General features: G+C 67.8%; 22 protein-coding genes. 6 read left to right on the top strand and 16 right to left on the bottom strand.

Annotation, left to right across the window (positions count from 1 at the left end; translation table 11 throughout):
• Nucleotides 1-3 precede the first annotated feature (3 nt).
• The 4 genes from ACFQI8_RS02105 to ACFQI8_RS02090 all read left to right on the top strand — a co-directional run bounded on the left by ACFQI8_RS02105 (nt 4) and on the right by ACFQI8_RS02090 (nt 1677).
• Nucleotides 4-228, top strand: a complete 225-nt coding sequence (locus tag ACFQI8_RS02105; RefSeq protein WP_004042966.1) for a 30S ribosomal protein S28e — start codon at nt 4-6, stop codon at nt 226-228.
• A gap of 2 nt (nt 229-230) precedes the next feature.
• Nucleotides 231-431, top strand: coding sequence for a 50S ribosomal protein L24e (locus ACFQI8_RS02100; protein WP_004969391.1), 201 nt, complete (start codon nt 231-233; stop codon nt 429-431).
• Nucleotides 432-896, top strand: coding sequence for a nucleoside-diphosphate kinase (gene ndk / locus ACFQI8_RS02095; RefSeq protein ID WP_089777438.1), 465 nt, complete (start codon nt 432-434; stop codon nt 894-896).
• 214 nt (nt 897-1110) lie between these two features.
• A complete protein-coding gene (locus ACFQI8_RS02090; protein WP_390242531.1) occupies nt 1111-1677 on the top strand; it encodes a hypothetical protein in 567 nt (188 codons plus the stop codon).
• A gap of 137 nt (nt 1678-1814) precedes the next feature.
• On the opposite strand, the gene ACFQI8_RS02085 is transcribed toward ACFQI8_RS02090, so the two are convergent.
• From ACFQI8_RS02085 to ACFQI8_RS02050, 8 genes are read right to left on the bottom strand one after another with little or no spacing between them, the layout of a single operon-like run.
• A complete protein-coding gene (locus ACFQI8_RS02085) occupies nt 1815-2888 on the bottom strand; it encodes a methionine synthase (RefSeq protein ID WP_390242530.1) in 1074 nt (357 codons plus the stop codon).
• The gene (locus ACFQI8_RS02080; protein WP_390242529.1) at nt 2885-3892 is read right to left on the bottom strand and encodes a 5-methyltetrahydropteroyltriglutamate--homocysteine methyltransferase; all 1008 of its coding nucleotides are present in this window, start codon (nt 3890-3892) and stop codon (nt 2885-2887) included. Before ACFQI8_RS02080 ends, ACFQI8_RS02085 begins: the two co-directional genes overlap by 4 nt.
• Nucleotides 3893-3951: 59 nt before the next feature.
• Nucleotides 3952-4548 carry a HemK2/MTQ2 family protein methyltransferase gene (locus tag ACFQI8_RS02075; protein WP_390242528.1) on the bottom strand — a complete coding sequence of 199 codons (597 nt, stop codon included), beginning with the start codon at nt 4546-4548 and terminating at the stop codon, nt 3952-3954.
• Entirely contained in the window at nt 4545-5777 is a 1233-nt protein-coding gene (locus tag ACFQI8_RS02070) for a mechanosensitive ion channel family protein (RefSeq protein ID WP_390242527.1), read from the bottom strand. The genes ACFQI8_RS02075 and ACFQI8_RS02070 overlap by 4 nt, the downstream gene beginning before the upstream one ends.
• A gap of 9 nt (nt 5778-5786) precedes the next feature.
• Nucleotides 5787-6650, bottom strand: coding sequence for a 16S ribosomal RNA methyltransferase A (locus ACFQI8_RS02065; protein ID WP_390242526.1), 864 nt, complete (start codon nt 6648-6650; stop codon nt 5787-5789).
• Between the two features lie 42 nt (nt 6651-6692).
• Nucleotides 6693-7286: a DUF655 domain-containing protein gene (locus ACFQI8_RS02060; protein ID WP_390242525.1), complete on the bottom strand. Its 594-nt coding sequence runs from the start codon at nt 7284-7286 to the stop codon at nt 6693-6695.
• 53 nt (nt 7287-7339) lie between these two features.
• On the bottom strand, nt 7340-7696 hold the full coding sequence (locus ACFQI8_RS02055; protein ID WP_390242524.1) for an RNA polymerase Rpb4 family protein: 357 nt from the start codon (nt 7694-7696) through the stop codon (nt 7340-7342).
• 3 nt (nt 7697-7699) lie between these two features.
• Nucleotides 7700-7990 carry a 50S ribosomal protein L21e gene (locus ACFQI8_RS02050; RefSeq protein WP_390242523.1) on the bottom strand — a complete coding sequence of 97 codons (291 nt, stop codon included), beginning with the start codon at nt 7988-7990 and terminating at the stop codon, nt 7700-7702.
• 123 nt (nt 7991-8113) lie between these two features.
• Between ACFQI8_RS02050 and ACFQI8_RS02045 the strand changes: the two genes are divergently transcribed.
• Together ACFQI8_RS02045 and ACFQI8_RS02040 are read left to right on the top strand one after the other, a co-directional pair.
• A complete protein-coding gene (locus ACFQI8_RS02045; RefSeq protein WP_390242522.1) occupies nt 8114-9274 on the top strand; it encodes a cystathionine gamma-synthase in 1161 nt (386 codons plus the stop codon).
• A gap of 107 nt (nt 9275-9381) precedes the next feature.
• Entirely contained in the window at nt 9382-9639 is a 258-nt protein-coding gene (locus ACFQI8_RS02040) for a glycine zipper domain-containing protein (RefSeq protein WP_390242521.1), read from the top strand.
• A gap of 69 nt (nt 9640-9708) precedes the next feature.
• Here the strand turns inward: ACFQI8_RS02040 and ACFQI8_RS02035 are convergent, their stop codons facing one another.
• The 8 genes from ACFQI8_RS02035 to ACFQI8_RS02000 all read right to left on the bottom strand — a co-directional run bounded on the left by ACFQI8_RS02035 (nt 9709) and on the right by ACFQI8_RS02000 (nt 15685).
• Nucleotides 9709-9975: an elongation factor 1-beta gene (locus ACFQI8_RS02035; protein ID WP_004042995.1), complete on the bottom strand. Its 267-nt coding sequence runs from the start codon at nt 9973-9975 to the stop codon at nt 9709-9711.
• Between the two features lie 2 nt (nt 9976-9977).
• Nucleotides 9978-10157, bottom strand: coding sequence for an HVO_2753 family zinc finger protein (locus ACFQI8_RS02030; protein ID WP_004042997.1), 180 nt, complete (start codon nt 10155-10157; stop codon nt 9978-9980).
• Between the two features lie 83 nt (nt 10158-10240).
• Nucleotides 10241-11524, bottom strand: coding sequence for a tripartite tricarboxylate transporter permease (locus ACFQI8_RS02025; RefSeq protein WP_390242520.1), 1284 nt, complete (start codon nt 11522-11524; stop codon nt 10241-10243).
• 182 nt (nt 11525-11706) lie between these two features.
• Nucleotides 11707-12051, bottom strand: a complete 345-nt coding sequence (gene rpl12p / locus ACFQI8_RS02020; protein ID WP_390242519.1) for a 50S ribosomal protein P1 — start codon at nt 12049-12051, stop codon at nt 11707-11709.
• Between the two features lie 21 nt (nt 12052-12072).
• Nucleotides 12073-13119: a 50S ribosomal protein L10 gene (locus ACFQI8_RS02015; RefSeq protein WP_390242518.1), complete on the bottom strand. Its 1047-nt coding sequence runs from the start codon at nt 13117-13119 to the stop codon at nt 12073-12075.
• The gene (locus ACFQI8_RS02010) at nt 13116-13754 is read right to left on the bottom strand and encodes a 50S ribosomal protein L1 (RefSeq protein WP_089777448.1); all 639 of its coding nucleotides are present in this window, start codon (nt 13752-13754) and stop codon (nt 13116-13118) included. The genes ACFQI8_RS02015 and ACFQI8_RS02010 overlap by 4 nt, the downstream gene beginning before the upstream one ends.
• A gap of 290 nt (nt 13755-14044) precedes the next feature.
• Nucleotides 14045-14524, bottom strand: a complete 480-nt coding sequence (locus tag ACFQI8_RS02005; RefSeq protein WP_390242517.1) for a 50S ribosomal protein L11 — start codon at nt 14522-14524, stop codon at nt 14045-14047.
• Nucleotides 14525-14620: 96 nt separating this feature from the next.
• Nucleotides 14621-15685, bottom strand: coding sequence for a zinc-binding metallopeptidase family protein (locus ACFQI8_RS02000; protein ID WP_390242516.1), 1065 nt, complete (start codon nt 15683-15685; stop codon nt 14621-14623).
• Between the last annotated feature and the right edge of the window lie 18 nt (nt 15686-15703).

Raw genomic sequence — 15703 nt, 5'->3', positions numbered from 1 at the left:
ACCATGAGCGCGGACGAACAAGCCAGCGACTCGACGCCTGCCGAAGTCATCGAAGTCGTTGGAAAGACTGGGATGCACGGCGAGGCCATGCAGGTCAAGTGCCGCATCCGCGAAGGCTCCAACCAGGGCCGTATCATCACGCGAAACGTGCTGGGTCCCGTCCGCGAGGGCGACATCCTCCAGCTCCGCGAGACCCAGCGTGACGCCGACTCCATCGGAGGGCAGTAACAATGGTCGAAAAGCGCACGTGCGACTACAGCGGTGACGAAATCGAGCCCGGAACGGGCACGATGTACGTCAAGACCGACGGCACCATCCTCCACTTCAAGGACTCGAAGGCCGAGAAGAACTACTTCCTCGGCCGCGAGGCCCGCGACCTCGAGTGGACGGAGGCCGGCCGCCGCGCGAGCGGCAAGTCGGAGGACAACTAGATGTCCGACGCAGAGCGCACCTTCGTGATGGTCAAGCCCGACGGCGTCCAGCGCGGCCTCATCGGAGACATCGTCTCCCGCTTCGAGGACCGCGGTCTCAAGATGGTCGCCGGCAAGTTCATGCAGATCGACGAGGAGCTCGCCCACGACCACTACGGCGAGCACGAGGGCAAGCCCTTCTTCGAAGGTCTCGTCGAATTCATCACGTCCGGTCCCGTCTTCGCGATGGTCTGGGAAGGACAGGACGCGACGCGACAGGTCCGCGGCATGATGGGCGAGACGGACCCCGCAGAGTCCGCCCCCGGTACCATCCGCGGCGACTACGGTCTCGACCTCGGCCGGAACGTCATCCACGGCTCCGACCACGAGGACGAGGGCGCGAACGAGCGCGAAATCGCGCTCTTCTTCGACGAGGACGAACTCGTCGACTACGAGCGCGTCGACGAGACCTGGCTCTACGAGTAAGTCTCGTCTCGCGGTTCTCACGCTTTCTTCGAGAGGAGCGACGGCCACGTCTCCCCTCTCGTCCGCGCTCCAGCCGTCGAGAGGGTGTTCTCGTCGGTTCGGTGTGCGGGATTCTACCATCGGTCATTCGCGGTCGGCGACGACCCTCACCGCGGCCTGACCGTCCACCGCGCGGCGAACAACGGTTTTCTCGTCGCCCGGCGAAACGTGTCACATGGTCGAAGTGGAACTCGTGCTCCTCGCGCTCGCGGTGGTGTTCGTCGGCGGCGCGGTGGCGATGCTCGGCGCGACCGCGATTGCGGCGTGGACGACCGCGCGACTGGCGGCGACGCTCTCGACGCTCGTGCGCCCGGTCGTCCTCGGGCCGACCGACATCCGCGACGTGGAACTCCGCGTGGCCGGCCTGCGCGCGCTCGACCACGTCGATTCGGGCGTCGTCACGAACGTCGCCCCCGAGCGGCGGCGGGGCGCGAGCGGCCTCGCCCGATTCTCCCGGCGGGACGGCGTGCGGTTCGACCTCGCGCTCGCGACGCCCGACGACCGGACCGCGACCGTCTGGGTGCCGGTGCCAGAGGCGCTGACTGGCGGGTCGCGATTCGAGCGCGTCGCCGCGGCGTGCGACGTGGTTCCCGAGGAGATTTCGGACGCCGTCGGCGCGGAGCTTCCGCTGGTGCGCGGTTCCGACGGCGGCTGGCGCGTCGAAAGCGGCGACGCCTCCCGCCACCGCCGGGGCGACGACGATGCCGCACTCGGTCGCGCGTTCGAGACCGAGCGCGCCTGAGTCGCGCCGTCACGCCGCCAAGTCGTCGCGTCGCCACCACCGACCGAGCCGCGACCGACCGCGGCGGAATCCCGCGGCTCCGGGGTCGCGGGTCGCGACGGACGAAAAAGAGCGAACGCGAACGCGGCGTCGGCGGCTCAGTCGGCCTGCGGGACGGGCGCGTCGAGGTCGATCTCGCCGGCGTCGAGTTCGGCTTCGACCTCGCGGGCGGCTGTGACCATGTTCTCCATCTTCTGGTAGGCGACCTCGCGGGGGAGGAGCTTCACGCCGCAGTCGGGCGAGACGGTGAGCTTCTCCGGCGGGACGACCTTCAGGCCCTGCTTGATGTTCTCCTTTATTTCCTCGACGCTCTCGACGTCGGCCGTGTGGACGTCGACGACGCCGAGCGCGAGGTCCGGCTCGAACTCGGGGTCGGTGAACACGTCGATCTGCTCGTAGCCGCCGTTGCAGAGTTCCACGTCGAACTCGTCGATGGGGTAGTCGTTGAGTTCGGGGTAGATGCGGGAGTAGTCGCCGTAACAGACGTGGAGACCGATGCGCACCTCGTCGGGGATGCCCGCGACGATGCGTTCGAGACACTCGCCGACGATGGCGTGGTCGTCCGGCGTCGTCGCCAGCGCGGGCTCGTCGATTTGGATGTAGGTCGCGCCCGCCTCGACGAGCTGTTCGATCTCCTCGTTGACGAGGTCGGCCAGCGCGTACGCGAGGTCCGCCTCGGAGTCGTAGCGCTCGTTGAACGACCAGCTCGCCAGCGTGTACGGGCCCGTGATGGGCACCTTGACTGGCTTGGAGGCCACCTCGCTCGTGAACTCGAACTCGTCGACCAGCCACGGCTCGTCGTACTCCACCTCGCCGACGACGGAGGGTTTGTCGAAGTAGTTGTGACCCCACACCTTCACCGGGCCGTTGAACTCGTAGCCGGGGATGCGGTGAGCGAAGTACTCGACCATCTCCTCGCGGCGCATCTCGCCGTCGACGACGGTGTCGAGACCGGAGCGCTCGTGCTCGTTGGTGATGACGCGACAGGCGTCGTCGTGGGCCTCGTGGAGGTGCTCTTGGGTGAACTTGGAGTCGGGGTCCTCCGCGAGGTCGTTGGCGCGGTTGAGCCACTTGGGCTTGGGGTAAGAGCCGACGACGGTCGTGAGCAGGAAGTGCTCGGTGTCGTGGCCCTCGGGGCGGAACTGCTCGCGGTTCTCGGCGTCGCGGCTCATGCTTCCACCTCCAGTTCGTCCTCGGTGGCGGCCGCGAGCGCGGCCAGTTTCTCCGTCGCGCGGTTCTCCGGCAGGTAGAACAGTTCGGTGTTGGAGGTCACGTAGGCGGTGTCGAACGTCTGGGTCTGGACGTTGTCGAGGGTCCACTCGACGCGCTCGCGGACCGTCTCGGGGTCTTCGACCAGCGTGTTCTGGCCGTCGACGAGGCCCAGGGCGATGTCGTCTTTCGTGCCGTACTCGTTGATGTTGTAAAGCGTCTGGTCGCGGTCGCCGGCGACGAAGTCGAAGCCGATGGCGTCGACGTCGGCGTCCATGAGGTGCGCGTAGACCTTCTCGTCGAGCGCGCCCCAGTAGGTGTGGACGACCACGTCGGCGTCGGTCGCGTCGGAGACGGCGGAGATGGCCTCGGCGACGCGCTCGTCGACGTCCTCGCCCGGCGGCGAGAACACGAGCGAGGGCTCGAGGAGGAACAGCGTCTCGTGGTCGGGGAAGGCGTCGACCTCGCCCGCGAGGAACTCGCTCACGGCGTCGAGGAAGTCGGCCTCGTCGCCGTAGTGCTCGTCGGTGGCGAGGTCCGAAAGCGAGTACGGGCCGGGGAGGACAGCCTGCAGCGACTCGTCGCCGAGGAGGTCGGCGGTGGCGTCGAGTTCGGCCGCGACGTCGCCGGAGAAGGTGAGTTCGCCGCGGACCTGCGGGTCGCGGTAGAAGTTGTTGTTGTCGTAGTAGCGGACGATGCCGCCCGTCTCGACGTTCTCGTGGACCGTCAGCGGGTGCGCGAGCATGTCGTCCCAGCGGAGTTGCCCCTCGACGACGCGGTCGAGACCGGCGTCGCCCTGCTCGGAGACGACTTCCTCGCGGGCGCGGTCGTACGCGCCCACGATGTCTGCGCCCTCGGTACCGGAGATGAGGTCGTGTTTCTGGTGGCCCTTGAGGTCCGAAAGCTCCTGTTTCGCCCAATCCGGGAGGGGATACAGCCCCGGTGTCGTCGAGACGAGTTCAGTCATCACTCCTGGCTAAGAAATGACGGTGTATAATATTTCCTGTATCAACATATGCGCATTGGTTATCCCAACGCGAGAACCGTGAGCGTCTCGTAGGGGTACGACTCCCGAACGACGACCTCGTGGCCGAAGCCGTTCGCCTCGGCGCGGGCGAGGACCTCGTCGTAGCCGGTGAAGCTACTCACGAGGAGGAAGACCGTGCCGCCCGGTTTGAGGACGCGCCCGACCGTGTCGAGGAAGGGGTCGATGATTTCGCGGCCGTCCTCGCCGCCGGTGAGCGCGACCTCCATCCAGTCGTCGCGCGCGGCTTCGAGGTCCTCGGGGAGGTACGGCGGGTTGAACGCCACCGCGTCGAAGGCGTCGTCGCGGAACGGTTCGACGAGGCTCCCGCGGACGACCTCGAACCCGCGGTGCCCGTCGCCGCGGAGGGCGGCGGCGCGCTCGGCGGCCTGCCGGCAGGCGTGGGGGTTGAGGTCGCTCGCGACCACGTCGGCGTCGGTCTTCCTCGCGAGCCGTTCTGCGACCCAGCCCGAGCCGGTCCCGACTTCGAGGACGCGCCCCGAGACGCGGCCGACCGCGGCCTGCGCGAGCAGGCCGGAGTCCTCCGCGGGCTGGTAAACCGAGGTGTTCATCCCGCGTCGCTCGGCGAGGTCGGTCATCGGTCCGCCTCCTCGGAGCCGGACGGGGCGTCGTTACCGACCTCTCCGCTCTCGACGCCGCCGTCGGTTTCGGGACTCGCTTCGGGCCGCGCGTCCGTGAGCGGAATCGGACCCGAGGGGTCGCGCTCGGACAGCGCGCGCTGGGGGAACGGGATGGTGATGTCCGCCTCGTCGAACGCCTCGCTGACGGCCGAGATAGTCGCCGTCCGCGCGCGCCACCACCGGCGGGCGCTCGGGCGGTCTATCCACGGGCGCACCCCGAGAACGACCGCCGAGTCACCGAACCGCTTGGCGACGACCTGCGGCTTCGGCACCGAAAGCACCTCGTCGAGGTCTTCGACGGTCGCCTGTGCCACCTCGGCGGCGCGGTCGACGTCGGTGTCGTAGTCGACGCCGACCTCGACGTCGAGTCGGAGCCGCCCCTTTCGGCTCCGGTTGACGAGGCTCTCCGAGCTCACCACGTCGTTCGGAATCATCACGAACTCGCCGTCGAACGTCTGGATGCGCGTGTTCACGACCGTGATTTCGGTGACGATGCCCTCGTGGTCGCCGACCTCGACCCAGTCACCGATTTCGAACGGCCGAGAGAACATGATGACGAAGCCCGCAATGAGCGCGCCGAGGGTCTGTCTCGCGGCCATGCCGACCACGATGCCGAGGAAGCCAGCCCCGACGAGGAAGCCGCCGAGGTCGGCCCGCCAGATGCCGAGAATGACCGCGAGCGTCGCGAGGTAGGTCGTCACCTGCGCGATGCGGTAGATGATTTCGCGCTGGTGGTCCGAAATCTCCGGGCGCGTGCTCGCGATTTCCTTGATGAACCGGCCGAGGACGCTCGTGAGGACGTACGCGCCGACGACGGACGCCGCCGACAGCCCAATGCGGACGAACGTCCGTCTGTTGAGGTCGTACTGCGCAGAAATCGTGCCGATGTCGCCCGACAGCGACCAGAGCGCGAAGACGAACGCCCCGCCGGCGACAACGACGACGAGACGAAGCATCGTCACCGAGAGATGCCACACCGGCATCGAGACGGCGTCGACCTCCGTGTCGTGGAGTCGCGCGCCGACCCGCCAGATGGCGACGACGGCGACGGTCACGAGGACGCTCGCGGCGACGCGGAGTTCGAACGTCGGAAACAGCGACGCGATGTCGAGGAGGGCCCCGCTCTGGAGGGGCGTGCCGGCGGAGGCGAGACGGGAGAGGGCCACGGCGAGCGCGGGACGTATCATGGAGTTAGGTTACCGGCCGACCGACGCGGCGAGTTCGGCGAGTTCGGCGAACTCTGCGGGAGCCATGTTGCCGGCGCGCTTTCGGAGGACGTCTTCGTCCGCGGCCTCGACGACGGCCTCGGGGTCCGACAGCCCGGAGATGTGCGCCGTGTTGCGGATGCCGTTTCTGATGGTCTTGCGCCGCTGGGTAAACAGCGCCTTCACGAAGTCGAGGAAGAACGCCTCGTCGGCGACCTCGTAGTCCGGTTCGCGCGGCGTGATGCGGACGATGACGCTCTGGACCGCCGGCTTGGGGTCGAACGCCTCGCGGGGGACGTGCTCGCAGAGTTCGACCTCGCCGTAGTGTTGGGTGCTCACCGAGAGGCGACCGTACTCCGAGGTGCCCGCCTCGGCGGCCATCCGCTCGCCGAACTCCGTCTGGAACATCAACACGAGCGGCTTCCCGCGGGGGAGCAGGCGGAACGAGATCTCCGAGGAGATGCCGTACGGGAGGTTCGAGACGCACGCCGTGAACTCGGGCAGGTCGACGTCGAGCGCGTCGCCCTCGACGACGGTGAGCCGCCCCGATTCGACCTCGTCGGCGAACTCGCGGCGCAGGTGCTCGGCGAACGTCCGGTCCTGTTCGACGACGGTCACGCGGTCGGCGACGCCGAGCAGTCGGTCCGTGAGGACGCCCGGCCCGCCGCCGATTTCGAGGACGTGCGAGCGGTCTGCCTCCTCGGGGAGATACGTCGGGATTCGGTCGACGACGCGGTCGTCGACGAGGAAGTGCTGGTCGTGGTCCGGGTTCCCGCGAGCGCCCGCCCGCCGGATGAGGGCGTCCGGGTCGCGCGCGGCGGCCCCGCGGACCTGTTCGTTGCGGTCGCTCGTCATTGGGAGAGGTATCGTGCGGGAGGGGGTAAAAGCCCCGTTCCGCTACTGCCCGTCGCGTCCGACGAACGTCTTGTATTTCACGTCGTTATCGCGGAGTTCCTCGAGGATGCGCTCGACGATGACTTCCTTCGGGCGGTGGAGCCCGGAGACGCGTTCTTCGAGGTCTTCGAACGACTCGAACGGCCCCTGTCGCTTGCGCGATTCGAGAATCTTGTCGCGGAGTTTCTTGCCGATTCCGGGGAGCAAGTTGAGCTGGTGGAGCCGCAGAGTGATGGGCTGTGCGTCGTTGTAGAAGTCGACGAACCGCTTTTCGTCGGCCTCGACGATGTCCTCGACGACGTAGTCGACTTCGGCCGTCGCCGTGTTCGAGAGGTCGCCGTACGAGCGGTCTTCGACGGACTGAATCAGTTCGCGGTCGGCGACCGGCGAGACGACGAGCTGGTCGCCGATGCTCACGTCGGCGTCTTCGACGAGGGTCAACTCGAGGAGACGGAAGTCCGACTCTCCGAGCGCGTACGCGATGGGTGCCGCGTCGAAGCGCCGTCGGTCGTCTCCCTGACGCCCGTGGCGGAGTACGTCGAGTACGACGACGTACTCGGTCGTGGCGTCGGCGTCACCGCTCTCGGTACGTGTCATGTCAGTAGTTACGGCGAGCCGATATTTAAAGAGTTGGCCGCGCTGTCACGCAGTCAGACGTACTTCGCGACGACGTTGAGGATTTCGTCGAGTTCGTCGCCCGAGAGCGCGTACCGCTGTTGGGCGAACACCGCGCGGAGTTCGTCGCGCGACTGCGGGAGGAGGTCCGCGATTTTGATGGCGGTCGGACCGTCGACCTTCTCGAGGTCGGCGAGCTCCTCGACGAGTTCGCGAGACTCCTCGGGGTCGAGGTGGGCGAACCGGTTGACGTGTTCTATCGCACGGGCCAGTTCGTAGCGCATCTCGCGCTCTTCGTCGGCGGCGCGTTCCGCCTCAACCTCGGCGAGCAGTTCCTTGACCTCGGAGGTCGTCAGATACTCCTCGTCGAGCTTTTCTTTGAAGATGGTCATCGCTTACTGCTGGGCGCGCAGGTGAGCGGGACGGACGATGACCGTCTTCTCTTTGCCGCCGTCGTTGATCTGTACCTTGAACGCGCGGCCCTGCTTCCCGGAGACTTCACCGGTGAGACCGTTGAAGCGCGGGTGGAAGCGACCCTTGCGAACGCTCGGGTCGATGTTGAGGTGGACCTTCTGGCCCTCCTCAAATTCCGCGATAGCGCGTTGCGGCGGCGAAGTGCCGCGCTCGCGCGGCTTGTTCGAGAGCTTTCCTCGCGTCCCCTTCATCGGACCGTTGGAGCTCGGCATAGTCGTGAGAACGAATACTTGCGTCGCCATTATAAATTGCACGTTACGAACCGCGCGTGTGTGTCTCCCGCGTGGTCGCGCGGGAGGGACGGACTTAACCCGAGTCGGTGCGGCGCTTCTCGTATGTCCGAAGACGAACGGCGCATCGAGACGCGCGCCATCCACGCGGGACAGGAGCCCGACGAGGAGACGGGCGCGCTCATGACGCCCATCTACGCGAACTCGACGTACGCCCAAGACGGGCCGGGCGACCACCGCGGCTACGAGTACTCCCGCACCGGGAACCCGACGCGGACCGACCTCGAATCGAACCTCGCGGCGCTCGAACACGGCTCGCACGGCCGCGCCTTCTCCTCGGGGATGGGATCGATAAACACCGTGCTCAACCTCCTCGAAGCGGGTGACCACGTCGTCGCCGGCAACGACGTCTACGGCGGCACCCACCGCATCTTCACGCAGGTGTACGAGAAGTACGACCTCGAGTTCGACTTCGTCGACACCACCGACCACGACGCGGTCCGCGACGCCGTCCGCGAGGGGACCGAACTCGTGTGGGTCGAGACGCCGACGAACCCCCTCATGCGCGTCAACGACATCGGCGCGCTCGCCGACATCGCCCACGAGGTGGGCGCGCTCTGCGCCGTCGACAACACCTTCGCCACGCCGTACCTCCAGCGCCCGCTCGACCACGGCGCGGACATCGTCTCGCACTCGCTGACGAAGTACCTCGGCGGCCACTCCGACGTCGTCGGCGGCGCGCTCGTCACCGACGACGCGGAGTTAGACGAAGAACTCGCGTTCTACCAGAACTCCGTCGGCGCGACGCCCTCCCCGTTCGACTGCTTCCTCGTCCTCCGCGGGACGAAGACGCTCCCGGTCCGGATGGACCGCCACTGCGACAACGCCCGCGAACTCGCCGCGTGGCTCGACGACCACGAGGCGGTCGCCGAGGTGTTCTACCCCGGCCTCGACTCCCACCCGCAACACGACCTCGCGGCCGAGCAGATGGACGACTTCGGCGGGATGCTCTCGTTCGAACTCGACGGCTCGCTCGAACAGGCATCGACCGTCGTCGAGGAGACCGAGGTGTTCACGCTCGCCGAGAGCCTCGGCGGCGTCGAGAGCCTCATCGAACAGCCCGCGGCGATGACCCACGCGGCCATCCCCCGCGAGGAGCGCCTCGAAGCCGGTCTCACCGACGGCCTCATCCGCGTCTCCGTCGGCATCGAGCACATCGACGACATGAAAGCCGACCTTCAGCGGGCGTTCGACGCGGCGTTCTGAGGCGTCGACTCCGGTCGACTCGTCCGACCGCACCCGCACGAACCCGTCGTTGCCGCGAGTTGGGAACGCGAGTAAGGGTTATTGAATAGCACGATGAATAGTGTGGTATGTCCCAGGAGTCAGTCTCTCTGAGTGCGGAGTCCGTACAGCGACAGAGCCACGCCGAACCCACAGACTCCGTGACGGTCGATTCCGACGACCACGAGGGGTCGAGCCACAGCGCCGAGCAGTTCGGTATCGGGCTGGCACTCGGCTTCCTCCTCGGCGGCATCGCGGGGGTCATCGGCAACTCCCTGCCCATCGGCGTGATGCTCGGGCTCACGGTCGGCGTCGTCCTCGGCGTCTACTTCATGGAGCGCCGCTAACGGCGGGCGAGCGCGGTCGCTCCGGGGCCGGGGATGGGGGCGGAACCGCGAAAAAGGTCGGTCGTCAGTTCAGATACGGCCGACGTTCTCGACGGAGACGCTCTCGACGCCTTCGACTTCGATGAACGCTTCCTCGACGGCCTCGGTGCCACCGGCGTCGTCGGGGACGATGACGGTCGGCAGGAGGGCGACGAGACCGAACGCGACGTCGTCGCGTTCGAAGCCCTTGATTTTCGCACCCTCGGGCAGGGAGTCTTCGAGCGCGTCCTCGAGGCTGTCGAGGTCCAGCTCGGGGCTGTTCGGCATGACCTTGATTTTGGCGGCTACCTTTCCCATGATTATGGACCCATGAATCCGCAGTCGGGGCACTCGTAGAGGTTGCTCTGCTTGCGGCACTTGGAACAACGCGAAATCTCCTGGCCACAGTCGGGGCACTTGAACGTCGCCGCGCTCATGCCGGCGATGTTGATGCCACAGGACACACACTGGTGCGCGTGTCGCTGTTCGGACTCGCTCATACGCTCATAAACCGGCGCGCGACTTTTAACCGTTGTCTTTCCGGGTTCCCGCGGGGGAAATCCGTGTCCCGCGTGGACACGGCTCACCCGAGTATCAGCGGCCCCATGAGGACGCACATCAGGTGGACGCGCCGACAGCCGAATCGGACGGGGATGTGACCGACGACGCCGGCGACCGCGAGGACGGCGACACCGCCGACGCCCGCGAACGCCCACGAGAGAACGACGAGAAGGACGCAGACGGCGGCGACGAGCCGGCGCTGGTCGAACCTCCCGACGACCGCGAGCGCCCGGTCGCCGACGACCGGCACCAACGCCGCCCCGCAGACCCCCGCGACGACCGTGACCGGCACCGCGAGGCCGAGACCGGTCGGGAGTTCCGCCTCGGTGAGCGCGACGAGCGCCCCCGTTCTGGGCGTTCCCAAGCCGGCGAGCGCGAACAGCGCGAACACCGTCGTCGCCGTCGTGGCCGCGCTGGTCGCGATGACGTAGGTCCGCGTCGATTCGTCGGGGTCGCGGCCGGGGAGGACGGCCAGTGCCAGCGTCCCGGCGACGCCGGCTGAGACGCCCGGGAGGTAGCCGACGAACGCGCCCCCGCCGGTCCCCGCGGCGACGCTCCGGGCGACCGACCCCGGCGACGTCGCGAGCGCGGCATCGCCCTGTGGCGGCACGCCGGACCCCCGCCGCGCCGCCAAGAGGACCGGCACGCCGAACAGGCCGGCCAACAGCGGGGCCAACACGCCGCCGACGGGGAGCGGCCCCCCGAACGGCCGGTCGAGGACCGCGAGCCCCAGCCCCGTCGAGGCGGCGATGGTCACGCAGGCCGCCAGCGTCGCCCGACGGCTCGGTTCGGTCCAGACGAGCGCGACGACGACGGCCGCGAGCACCAGCCACAGGTGGTCGCGGACGACGGGGTAGCCCTCGACCAGCACGTCGGTGAGCGGCACCGCGAGCGGAACGGCCAGACAGAGCGCCGCGCCGCTTCCGAGCGCCGACAGCCGAAGCGCCTCCCGCCCTCGCCCGCCGAGGACGAGTTCGTGCGCCGGCAACGCACCCGGCGCGAGCGCGGCGTCGGGCACGCCGAGCGTCAGCGCCGGCACCACGTCGAGGAACGTGTGAACCGTCGACGCGGCGAGCACGGCGGCCGCGACGGCGACCGGCGGCCCGGGCGCGTCGGACGCGACGCCGGCGAGAAGCAGGGCAAAGGCATTTGCGTGGAGGCCGGGGACCAGCCCCGAGCAGGTCCCGAGGAGGACGCCGACGGCCACGCCGAGGAGGGCGGCGACTGTCGGGTCGGCCGCGGCGGGAGCCGCGAGCGTCGCCACTCGGCCGAGGTGGGAGACGACCGCGCCGCCGGTGAGGAACATCGCGCCGGAGTGGCCGCGGCCTCGGCTATGAAACTACGGGCACGGCACCGACGCTAACGGCGGCGGGGTTCGCATCCGCGACGGGGGATGTGCGGCCGCCGCCGCCGCTGGTGGGTTGCGTCGAAAGAAAGCGGGGTTTCGAAGCGAGCGTCGCCGCGGACGCGGCGGGGTCTCGCGGAAGTTTAACCGAAGAGCGCGCCGAGGCCCTCGCCGTCGGCTTCTTCGTCGTCGTCGTCGTCGCCTTCGTCGCCGCCTTCGTCAGCGGCCTCTTCTTCGGCGTCTTCCTCGTCGTCGTCGTCAGCGGCCTCGACCTCGCCACCGGCGGAACCGCCCGCGGCGGGCGCGGGGGCCGCGGCGGCCGTCTCGATGGCCTCTTCGATGTCGACGTCCTCGAGCGCGGCGACGAGCGCCTTGACACGGGACTCCTCGACATCGACACCGGCGGCCTCGAGGACCGCGGTGATGTTCTCTTCGTTGACCTCTTCGTCCGACTCGTTCAGGATGAGCGCAGCGTAGACGTATTCCATTGTTGTGTACCTTGTGTGTTGTTAGAACAGGGAGCCGAGGGCGTCGCCAGCGTCTTCGTCGTCGCCGTCGTCGTCGGCGGCTTCGTCGTCGGCGTCGGCGTCTGCCTCGTCGGCGTCCACTGCTTCTTCGTCAGTCGATGCTTCTTCCTCGGCGGCACCCGTGTCAGCCGCGGACACGCCGCGGAGTTCCTCGGGAAGCGCCTCTTCGTCGTCGATGTTCGCCGCGAGCGCCCGAAGCTGGGCGTCCGCCTTCGAGATGAGCTCGGGCATGAAGTCCGGGCTCTCGATGTTGGCGAACAGACCGACGGCCTTGGCCTCGCTCGTCGCCTTGGCGATGAGCGTCGGCGCGGTCTGGGCGGTCGGGTAGACCGCGTTGACCGACAGGTTCGTCGCGGCGGAGACGGCCGACTGGATGTCGGCGCGGTACTCGTCGATGTCGATGGCGAGTTCGTCGGGCTCGAACAGGACGCCTTCGGAGAAGACGCCGCGGAGGTCGAGACCGACCTCCTTGGGCTCGATGCCGAGTTCCGCCAGGACGTTCGCGAGTTCCTCGGAGACTTCCTCGCCCGCCGAAAGGACGTTGGAGTCTTCCGTCACCTTGATCGAGCCGTCCATGATGCGGGCGGACGCCCCGACCTGCTGGAGTTCGCCGACGAACGGACCCGGGTCGACACCGGTGTCACCCTCGGGGATGACGATGTCGTTCGGGGCGACTTCACCGGCGTTGATGGGCGCGGGCGTCTTCGACGCCTCGAGCTCCTTGAACAGGGCGAACGGGTTGTCGTTCGTGCCGATGAGGGCGACCTGTCCGGCGATGTACTCCTTGAGTTCCTCGAAGCCGTCGTTGACTTCGTCGAGCGCGCGGTTCGCGAGCGTGTTCCGGCTCATGCGCACCGCGGCCGAGCCGTGAAGCTCGCGGCGCATGGCCTGGAGCTGGCGGCTCGGGATGCCCGCGACGCCGACGACGCCGACGGATTCGTAGGATTCGATGAAGTCGACGAGTTCGTCGACCTCGTCACGCTTCCACTGCGGGATAACCTCGGTCTGTCGAACCTCGGATTCGCTCATTCGGGCACCTCCACGGACGGCCCCATCGTCGTCTTCACGTAGACGGAGTCGATGTTGAGCGGGCCCTTTTCGAGCGTCGCTTCGAGACGACGGACGATGACGTCGATGTTCTCCGCGATCTCGTCGGGCGTCATGTCGTCTGCGCCGACGCGCGTGTGGAACGTACGACGGTCACGCGAGCGGAGTTGCACCGTGTTCTTCATCCGGTTCACCGTCTCGACGACGTCGTCGTCGGGCTGAAGCGGGGTCGGCATCTTACCACGGGGACCGAGCACGGTACCGAGGTAGCGACCGATGTCCTGCATCAGTCCAGCCTCGGCAACGAAGAAGTCGGTCTCGTCGGCAAGGTCTTTCGCCGCATCGGTGTCGTCGCCGAAGTCTTCGAGCTCGTCGGGCCCGAGAACTTCGTCGGCGACATCCTCTGCGCGGAGCGCGGTTTCACCGGTCGCGAACACCACAATCTGGGTGTCCTGGCCGGTGCCAGACGGGAGCACGATGCTCTCGTCGACACGCTTCGACGGGTCGTTAAGATCTAAGTCTCGCAAGTTCACGGCGAGGTCAACCGTTTCGCGGAAGTTCCGCCCAGGTGCCTCGTCGAGTGCGCGAGAGACTGCGTCAACTATTGTGTCTGCCATTATTCACCTCCGTAGTACGCAGGATTGCTCCTACGGGTCAGTGAAACAGGCTACTGCCTGCCTCGTCCGGCAGGACGAGTAGGCTCAACTTAAGTCCGTCGAACTACGGGTGCCGAAACCCCCGAATTCGGGGGTTTCGCGTGCCACAGCCACACATGCGGGCTGGCGAGCACGCGAGCGATATGGGAGCCGCTCCGGAGCAGTCGGGTCGGTGGAGAGAAGAAAGCGGGCCGAGTCGGCTCGGCCCGACGGAAAGGGCGGTTCGAACCGCCGAGACGGTTCCGAGACGATTACTCGTCGTCGAAGTCGTCGTCGAAGTCGCCGCCGTCGATGCGCTGTTTGAACGTGCGGGCGTCTTCGCCCTCGATGGTGACGCCGAGGGACGCACACGTCCCGGCGACTTCCTTCGAGGCGTTCTTGAGGTCGTACGAGAGCAGGTCAGAGGACTTCTGCTCTGCGACCTTCTTCAGCTGTTCGATGGACATGTCGGCGACGAAGTTCTCCTGGGGTTCGCCGCTTCCGGTGTCGAATCCGACTTCGTCCTTGATGAGGGCGGCCGTCGGCGGGACGCCCACCTCGATGCTGAACGAGCCGTCGTCGTCGTACTCGACGGTGACGGGGACTTCCATGCCGTCGAAGGCCGCCGTCTGGTCGTTGATGTCGTTGACGACGTCCTGCACGTCGACAGGGGTCGGGCCGAGTTCCGGGCCGAGCGGCGGACCGGGGTTCGCCTTCCCGCCGGGAACGAGTACTTCGATAGTTCCAGCCATACGTGGAAACACCGTGTGGCGACTTTTAACGGTTTTCTTTCGCCCGGAGTCGTATGCGACAACTACGCACAGCGCGCGGAGCCGCCGTCCGCCCGCTTACAGTTCGACGCCGAACGAGTCCACGTCACCCGCGAGCGCGGCCATCGACCCGAGGAGTTCGGCCACGTCGTCGAGGTCGTTCGTAGAGACGACCTCCACGGGCGTGTGCATGTAGCGGTTCGGGATGCCGATGTTGAGCGAGGGAATGCCGGAGCGACTCGTGTAGAAGGCGTCCGCGTCGGTGCCCGTGCGGACGCCGGCGGCCTGCAACTGCACGCCGATGTCGGCGTCCGCGGCCGCGTCGCGGGCGAGTGCGACGACGTTCGGGTGGTTCGCGCTCCCGCGGGAGACGACCGGACCCTCGCCGAGTTCGACCGGCCCTTTGCGCTTACCGGGCACGTCGGGGTTGTCCGTCGCGTGGGTCACGTCGACGGCGACCATCGCGTCTGGGTCGAGGTCGTAGCCGACCATCTTCGCGCCCTGCACGCCGACTTCTTCTTGGACGGTGCTGACGGCGTACACCGTCGCGTCCACGTCGGCCTCGACGGCGGCGCGGAGCCCCTCCGCGGCCGACCACGTGCCGACGCGGTTGTCCATCCCGTTGGCCGCGACGCGGTCGCCCGCGAGGTCGCGGACCCGCGCTTCGACCGTCACGGGGTCGCCCACTTCGACGCGGTCTCTCGCGTCGCCCTTGCTCGTCGCGCCGATGTCGACGAACTGCTCTTCGAGGTCGTCGTACTCCTCGCTCCCCACGTCGCGGAGGTGGATGGCGGTCTGGCCGATGACGCCCGCCACGTCGCCGTCGTCGCCGTGGACCGTGACGTGCTGGCCCTTCGAGACGGTGCGGTCCGCGCCGCCGATGGGGCCGATGCGGACGAACCCGTCGTCGTCGATGTCGCGGACGATGTAGCCGATTTGGTCCGCGTGGCCGGTGAAGGCGATTTCGGGCCCCTCGCCGGTGCCCTCGTGGACCGCGACGGCGTTGCCGTAGTCGTCGACCGTCACGTCGTCGGCGAACTGCGAGACGTAGTCCACCCACACGCGCTGGCCGGCGGCCTCGTAGCCGGACGGGCTGGGTGTGGTGAGCAGGTCTTCGAGGAAGGCGCGTCGGTCGTCGTCCATACGGGACGTTCCGGAGCG

The sequence above is a fragment of the Haloferax chudinovii genome (genome assembly GCF_042663345.1).
GTDB lineage: Archaea > Halobacteriota > Halobacteria > Halobacteriales > Haloferacaceae > Haloferax > Haloferax chudinovii.
The sequence above is the reverse complement of the archived record's forward strand: the minus strand, read 5'-3'. Positions and strand labels throughout refer to the sequence as shown.

What these genes read in the sequence shown, in the direction of transcription:
- ACFQI8_RS02105 (WP_004042966.1), top strand. Translation starts at nt 4, where the DNA reads ATGAGCGCGGACGAACAAGCCAGCGACTCGACGCCTGCCGAAGTCATC.
- ACFQI8_RS02100 (WP_004969391.1), top strand. Translation starts at nt 231, where the DNA reads ATGGTCGAAAAGCGCACGTGCGACTACAGCGGTGACGAAATCGAGCCC.
- ndk (WP_089777438.1), top strand. Translation starts at nt 432, where the DNA reads ATGTCCGACGCAGAGCGCACCTTCGTGATGGTCAAGCCCGACGGCGTC.
- ACFQI8_RS02090 (WP_390242531.1), top strand. Translation starts at nt 1,111, where the DNA reads ATGGTCGAAGTGGAACTCGTGCTCCTCGCGCTCGCGGTGGTGTTCGTC.
- ACFQI8_RS02085 (WP_390242530.1), bottom strand. Translation starts at nt 2,888, where the DNA reads ATGAGCCGCGACGCCGAGAACCGCGAGCAGTTCCGCCCCGAGGGCCAC.
- ACFQI8_RS02080 (WP_390242529.1), bottom strand. Translation starts at nt 3,892, where the DNA reads ATGACTGAACTCGTCTCGACGACACCGGGGCTGTATCCCCTCCCGGAT.
- ACFQI8_RS02075 (WP_390242528.1), bottom strand. Translation starts at nt 4,548, where the DNA reads ATGACCGACCTCGCCGAGCGACGCGGGATGAACACCTCGGTTTACCAG.
- ACFQI8_RS02070 (WP_390242527.1), bottom strand. Translation starts at nt 5,777, where the DNA reads ATGATACGTCCCGCGCTCGCCGTGGCCCTCTCCCGTCTCGCCTCCGCC.
- ACFQI8_RS02065 (WP_390242526.1), bottom strand. Translation starts at nt 6,650, where the DNA reads ATGACGAGCGACCGCAACGAACAGGTCCGCGGGGCCGCCGCGCGCGAC.
- ACFQI8_RS02060 (WP_390242525.1), bottom strand. Translation starts at nt 7,286, where the DNA reads ATGACACGTACCGAGAGCGGTGACGCCGACGCCACGACCGAGTACGTC.
- ACFQI8_RS02055 (WP_390242524.1), bottom strand. Translation starts at nt 7,696, where the DNA reads ATGACCATCTTCAAAGAAAAGCTCGACGAGGAGTATCTGACGACCTCC.
- ACFQI8_RS02050 (WP_390242523.1), bottom strand. Translation starts at nt 7,990, where the DNA reads ATGCCGAGCTCCAACGGTCCGATGAAGGGGACGCGAGGAAAGCTCTCG.
- ACFQI8_RS02045 (WP_390242522.1), top strand. Translation starts at nt 8,114, where the DNA reads ATGTCCGAAGACGAACGGCGCATCGAGACGCGCGCCATCCACGCGGGA.
- ACFQI8_RS02040 (WP_390242521.1), top strand. Translation starts at nt 9,382, where the DNA reads ATGTCCCAGGAGTCAGTCTCTCTGAGTGCGGAGTCCGTACAGCGACAG.
- ACFQI8_RS02035 (WP_004042995.1), bottom strand. Translation starts at nt 9,975, where the DNA reads ATGGGAAAGGTAGCCGCCAAAATCAAGGTCATGCCGAACAGCCCCGAG.
- ACFQI8_RS02030 (WP_004042997.1), bottom strand. Translation starts at nt 10,157, where the DNA reads ATGAGCGAGTCCGAACAGCGACACGCGCACCAGTGTGTGTCCTGTGGC.
- ACFQI8_RS02025 (WP_390242520.1), bottom strand. Translation starts at nt 11,524, where the DNA reads ATGTTCCTCACCGGCGGCGCGGTCGTCTCCCACCTCGGCCGAGTGGCG.
- rpl12p (WP_390242519.1), bottom strand. Translation starts at nt 12,051, where the DNA reads ATGGAATACGTCTACGCTGCGCTCATCCTGAACGAGTCGGACGAAGAG.
- ACFQI8_RS02015 (WP_390242518.1), bottom strand. Translation starts at nt 13,119, where the DNA reads ATGAGCGAATCCGAGGTTCGACAGACCGAGGTTATCCCGCAGTGGAAG.
- ACFQI8_RS02010 (WP_089777448.1), bottom strand. Translation starts at nt 13,754, where the DNA reads ATGGCAGACACAATAGTTGACGCAGTCTCTCGCGCACTCGACGAGGCA.
- ACFQI8_RS02005 (WP_390242517.1), bottom strand. Translation starts at nt 14,524, where the DNA reads ATGGCTGGAACTATCGAAGTACTCGTTCCCGGCGGGAAGGCGAACCCC.
- ACFQI8_RS02000 (WP_390242516.1), bottom strand. Translation starts at nt 15,685, where the DNA reads ATGGACGACGACCGACGCGCCTTCCTCGAAGACCTGCTCACCACACCC.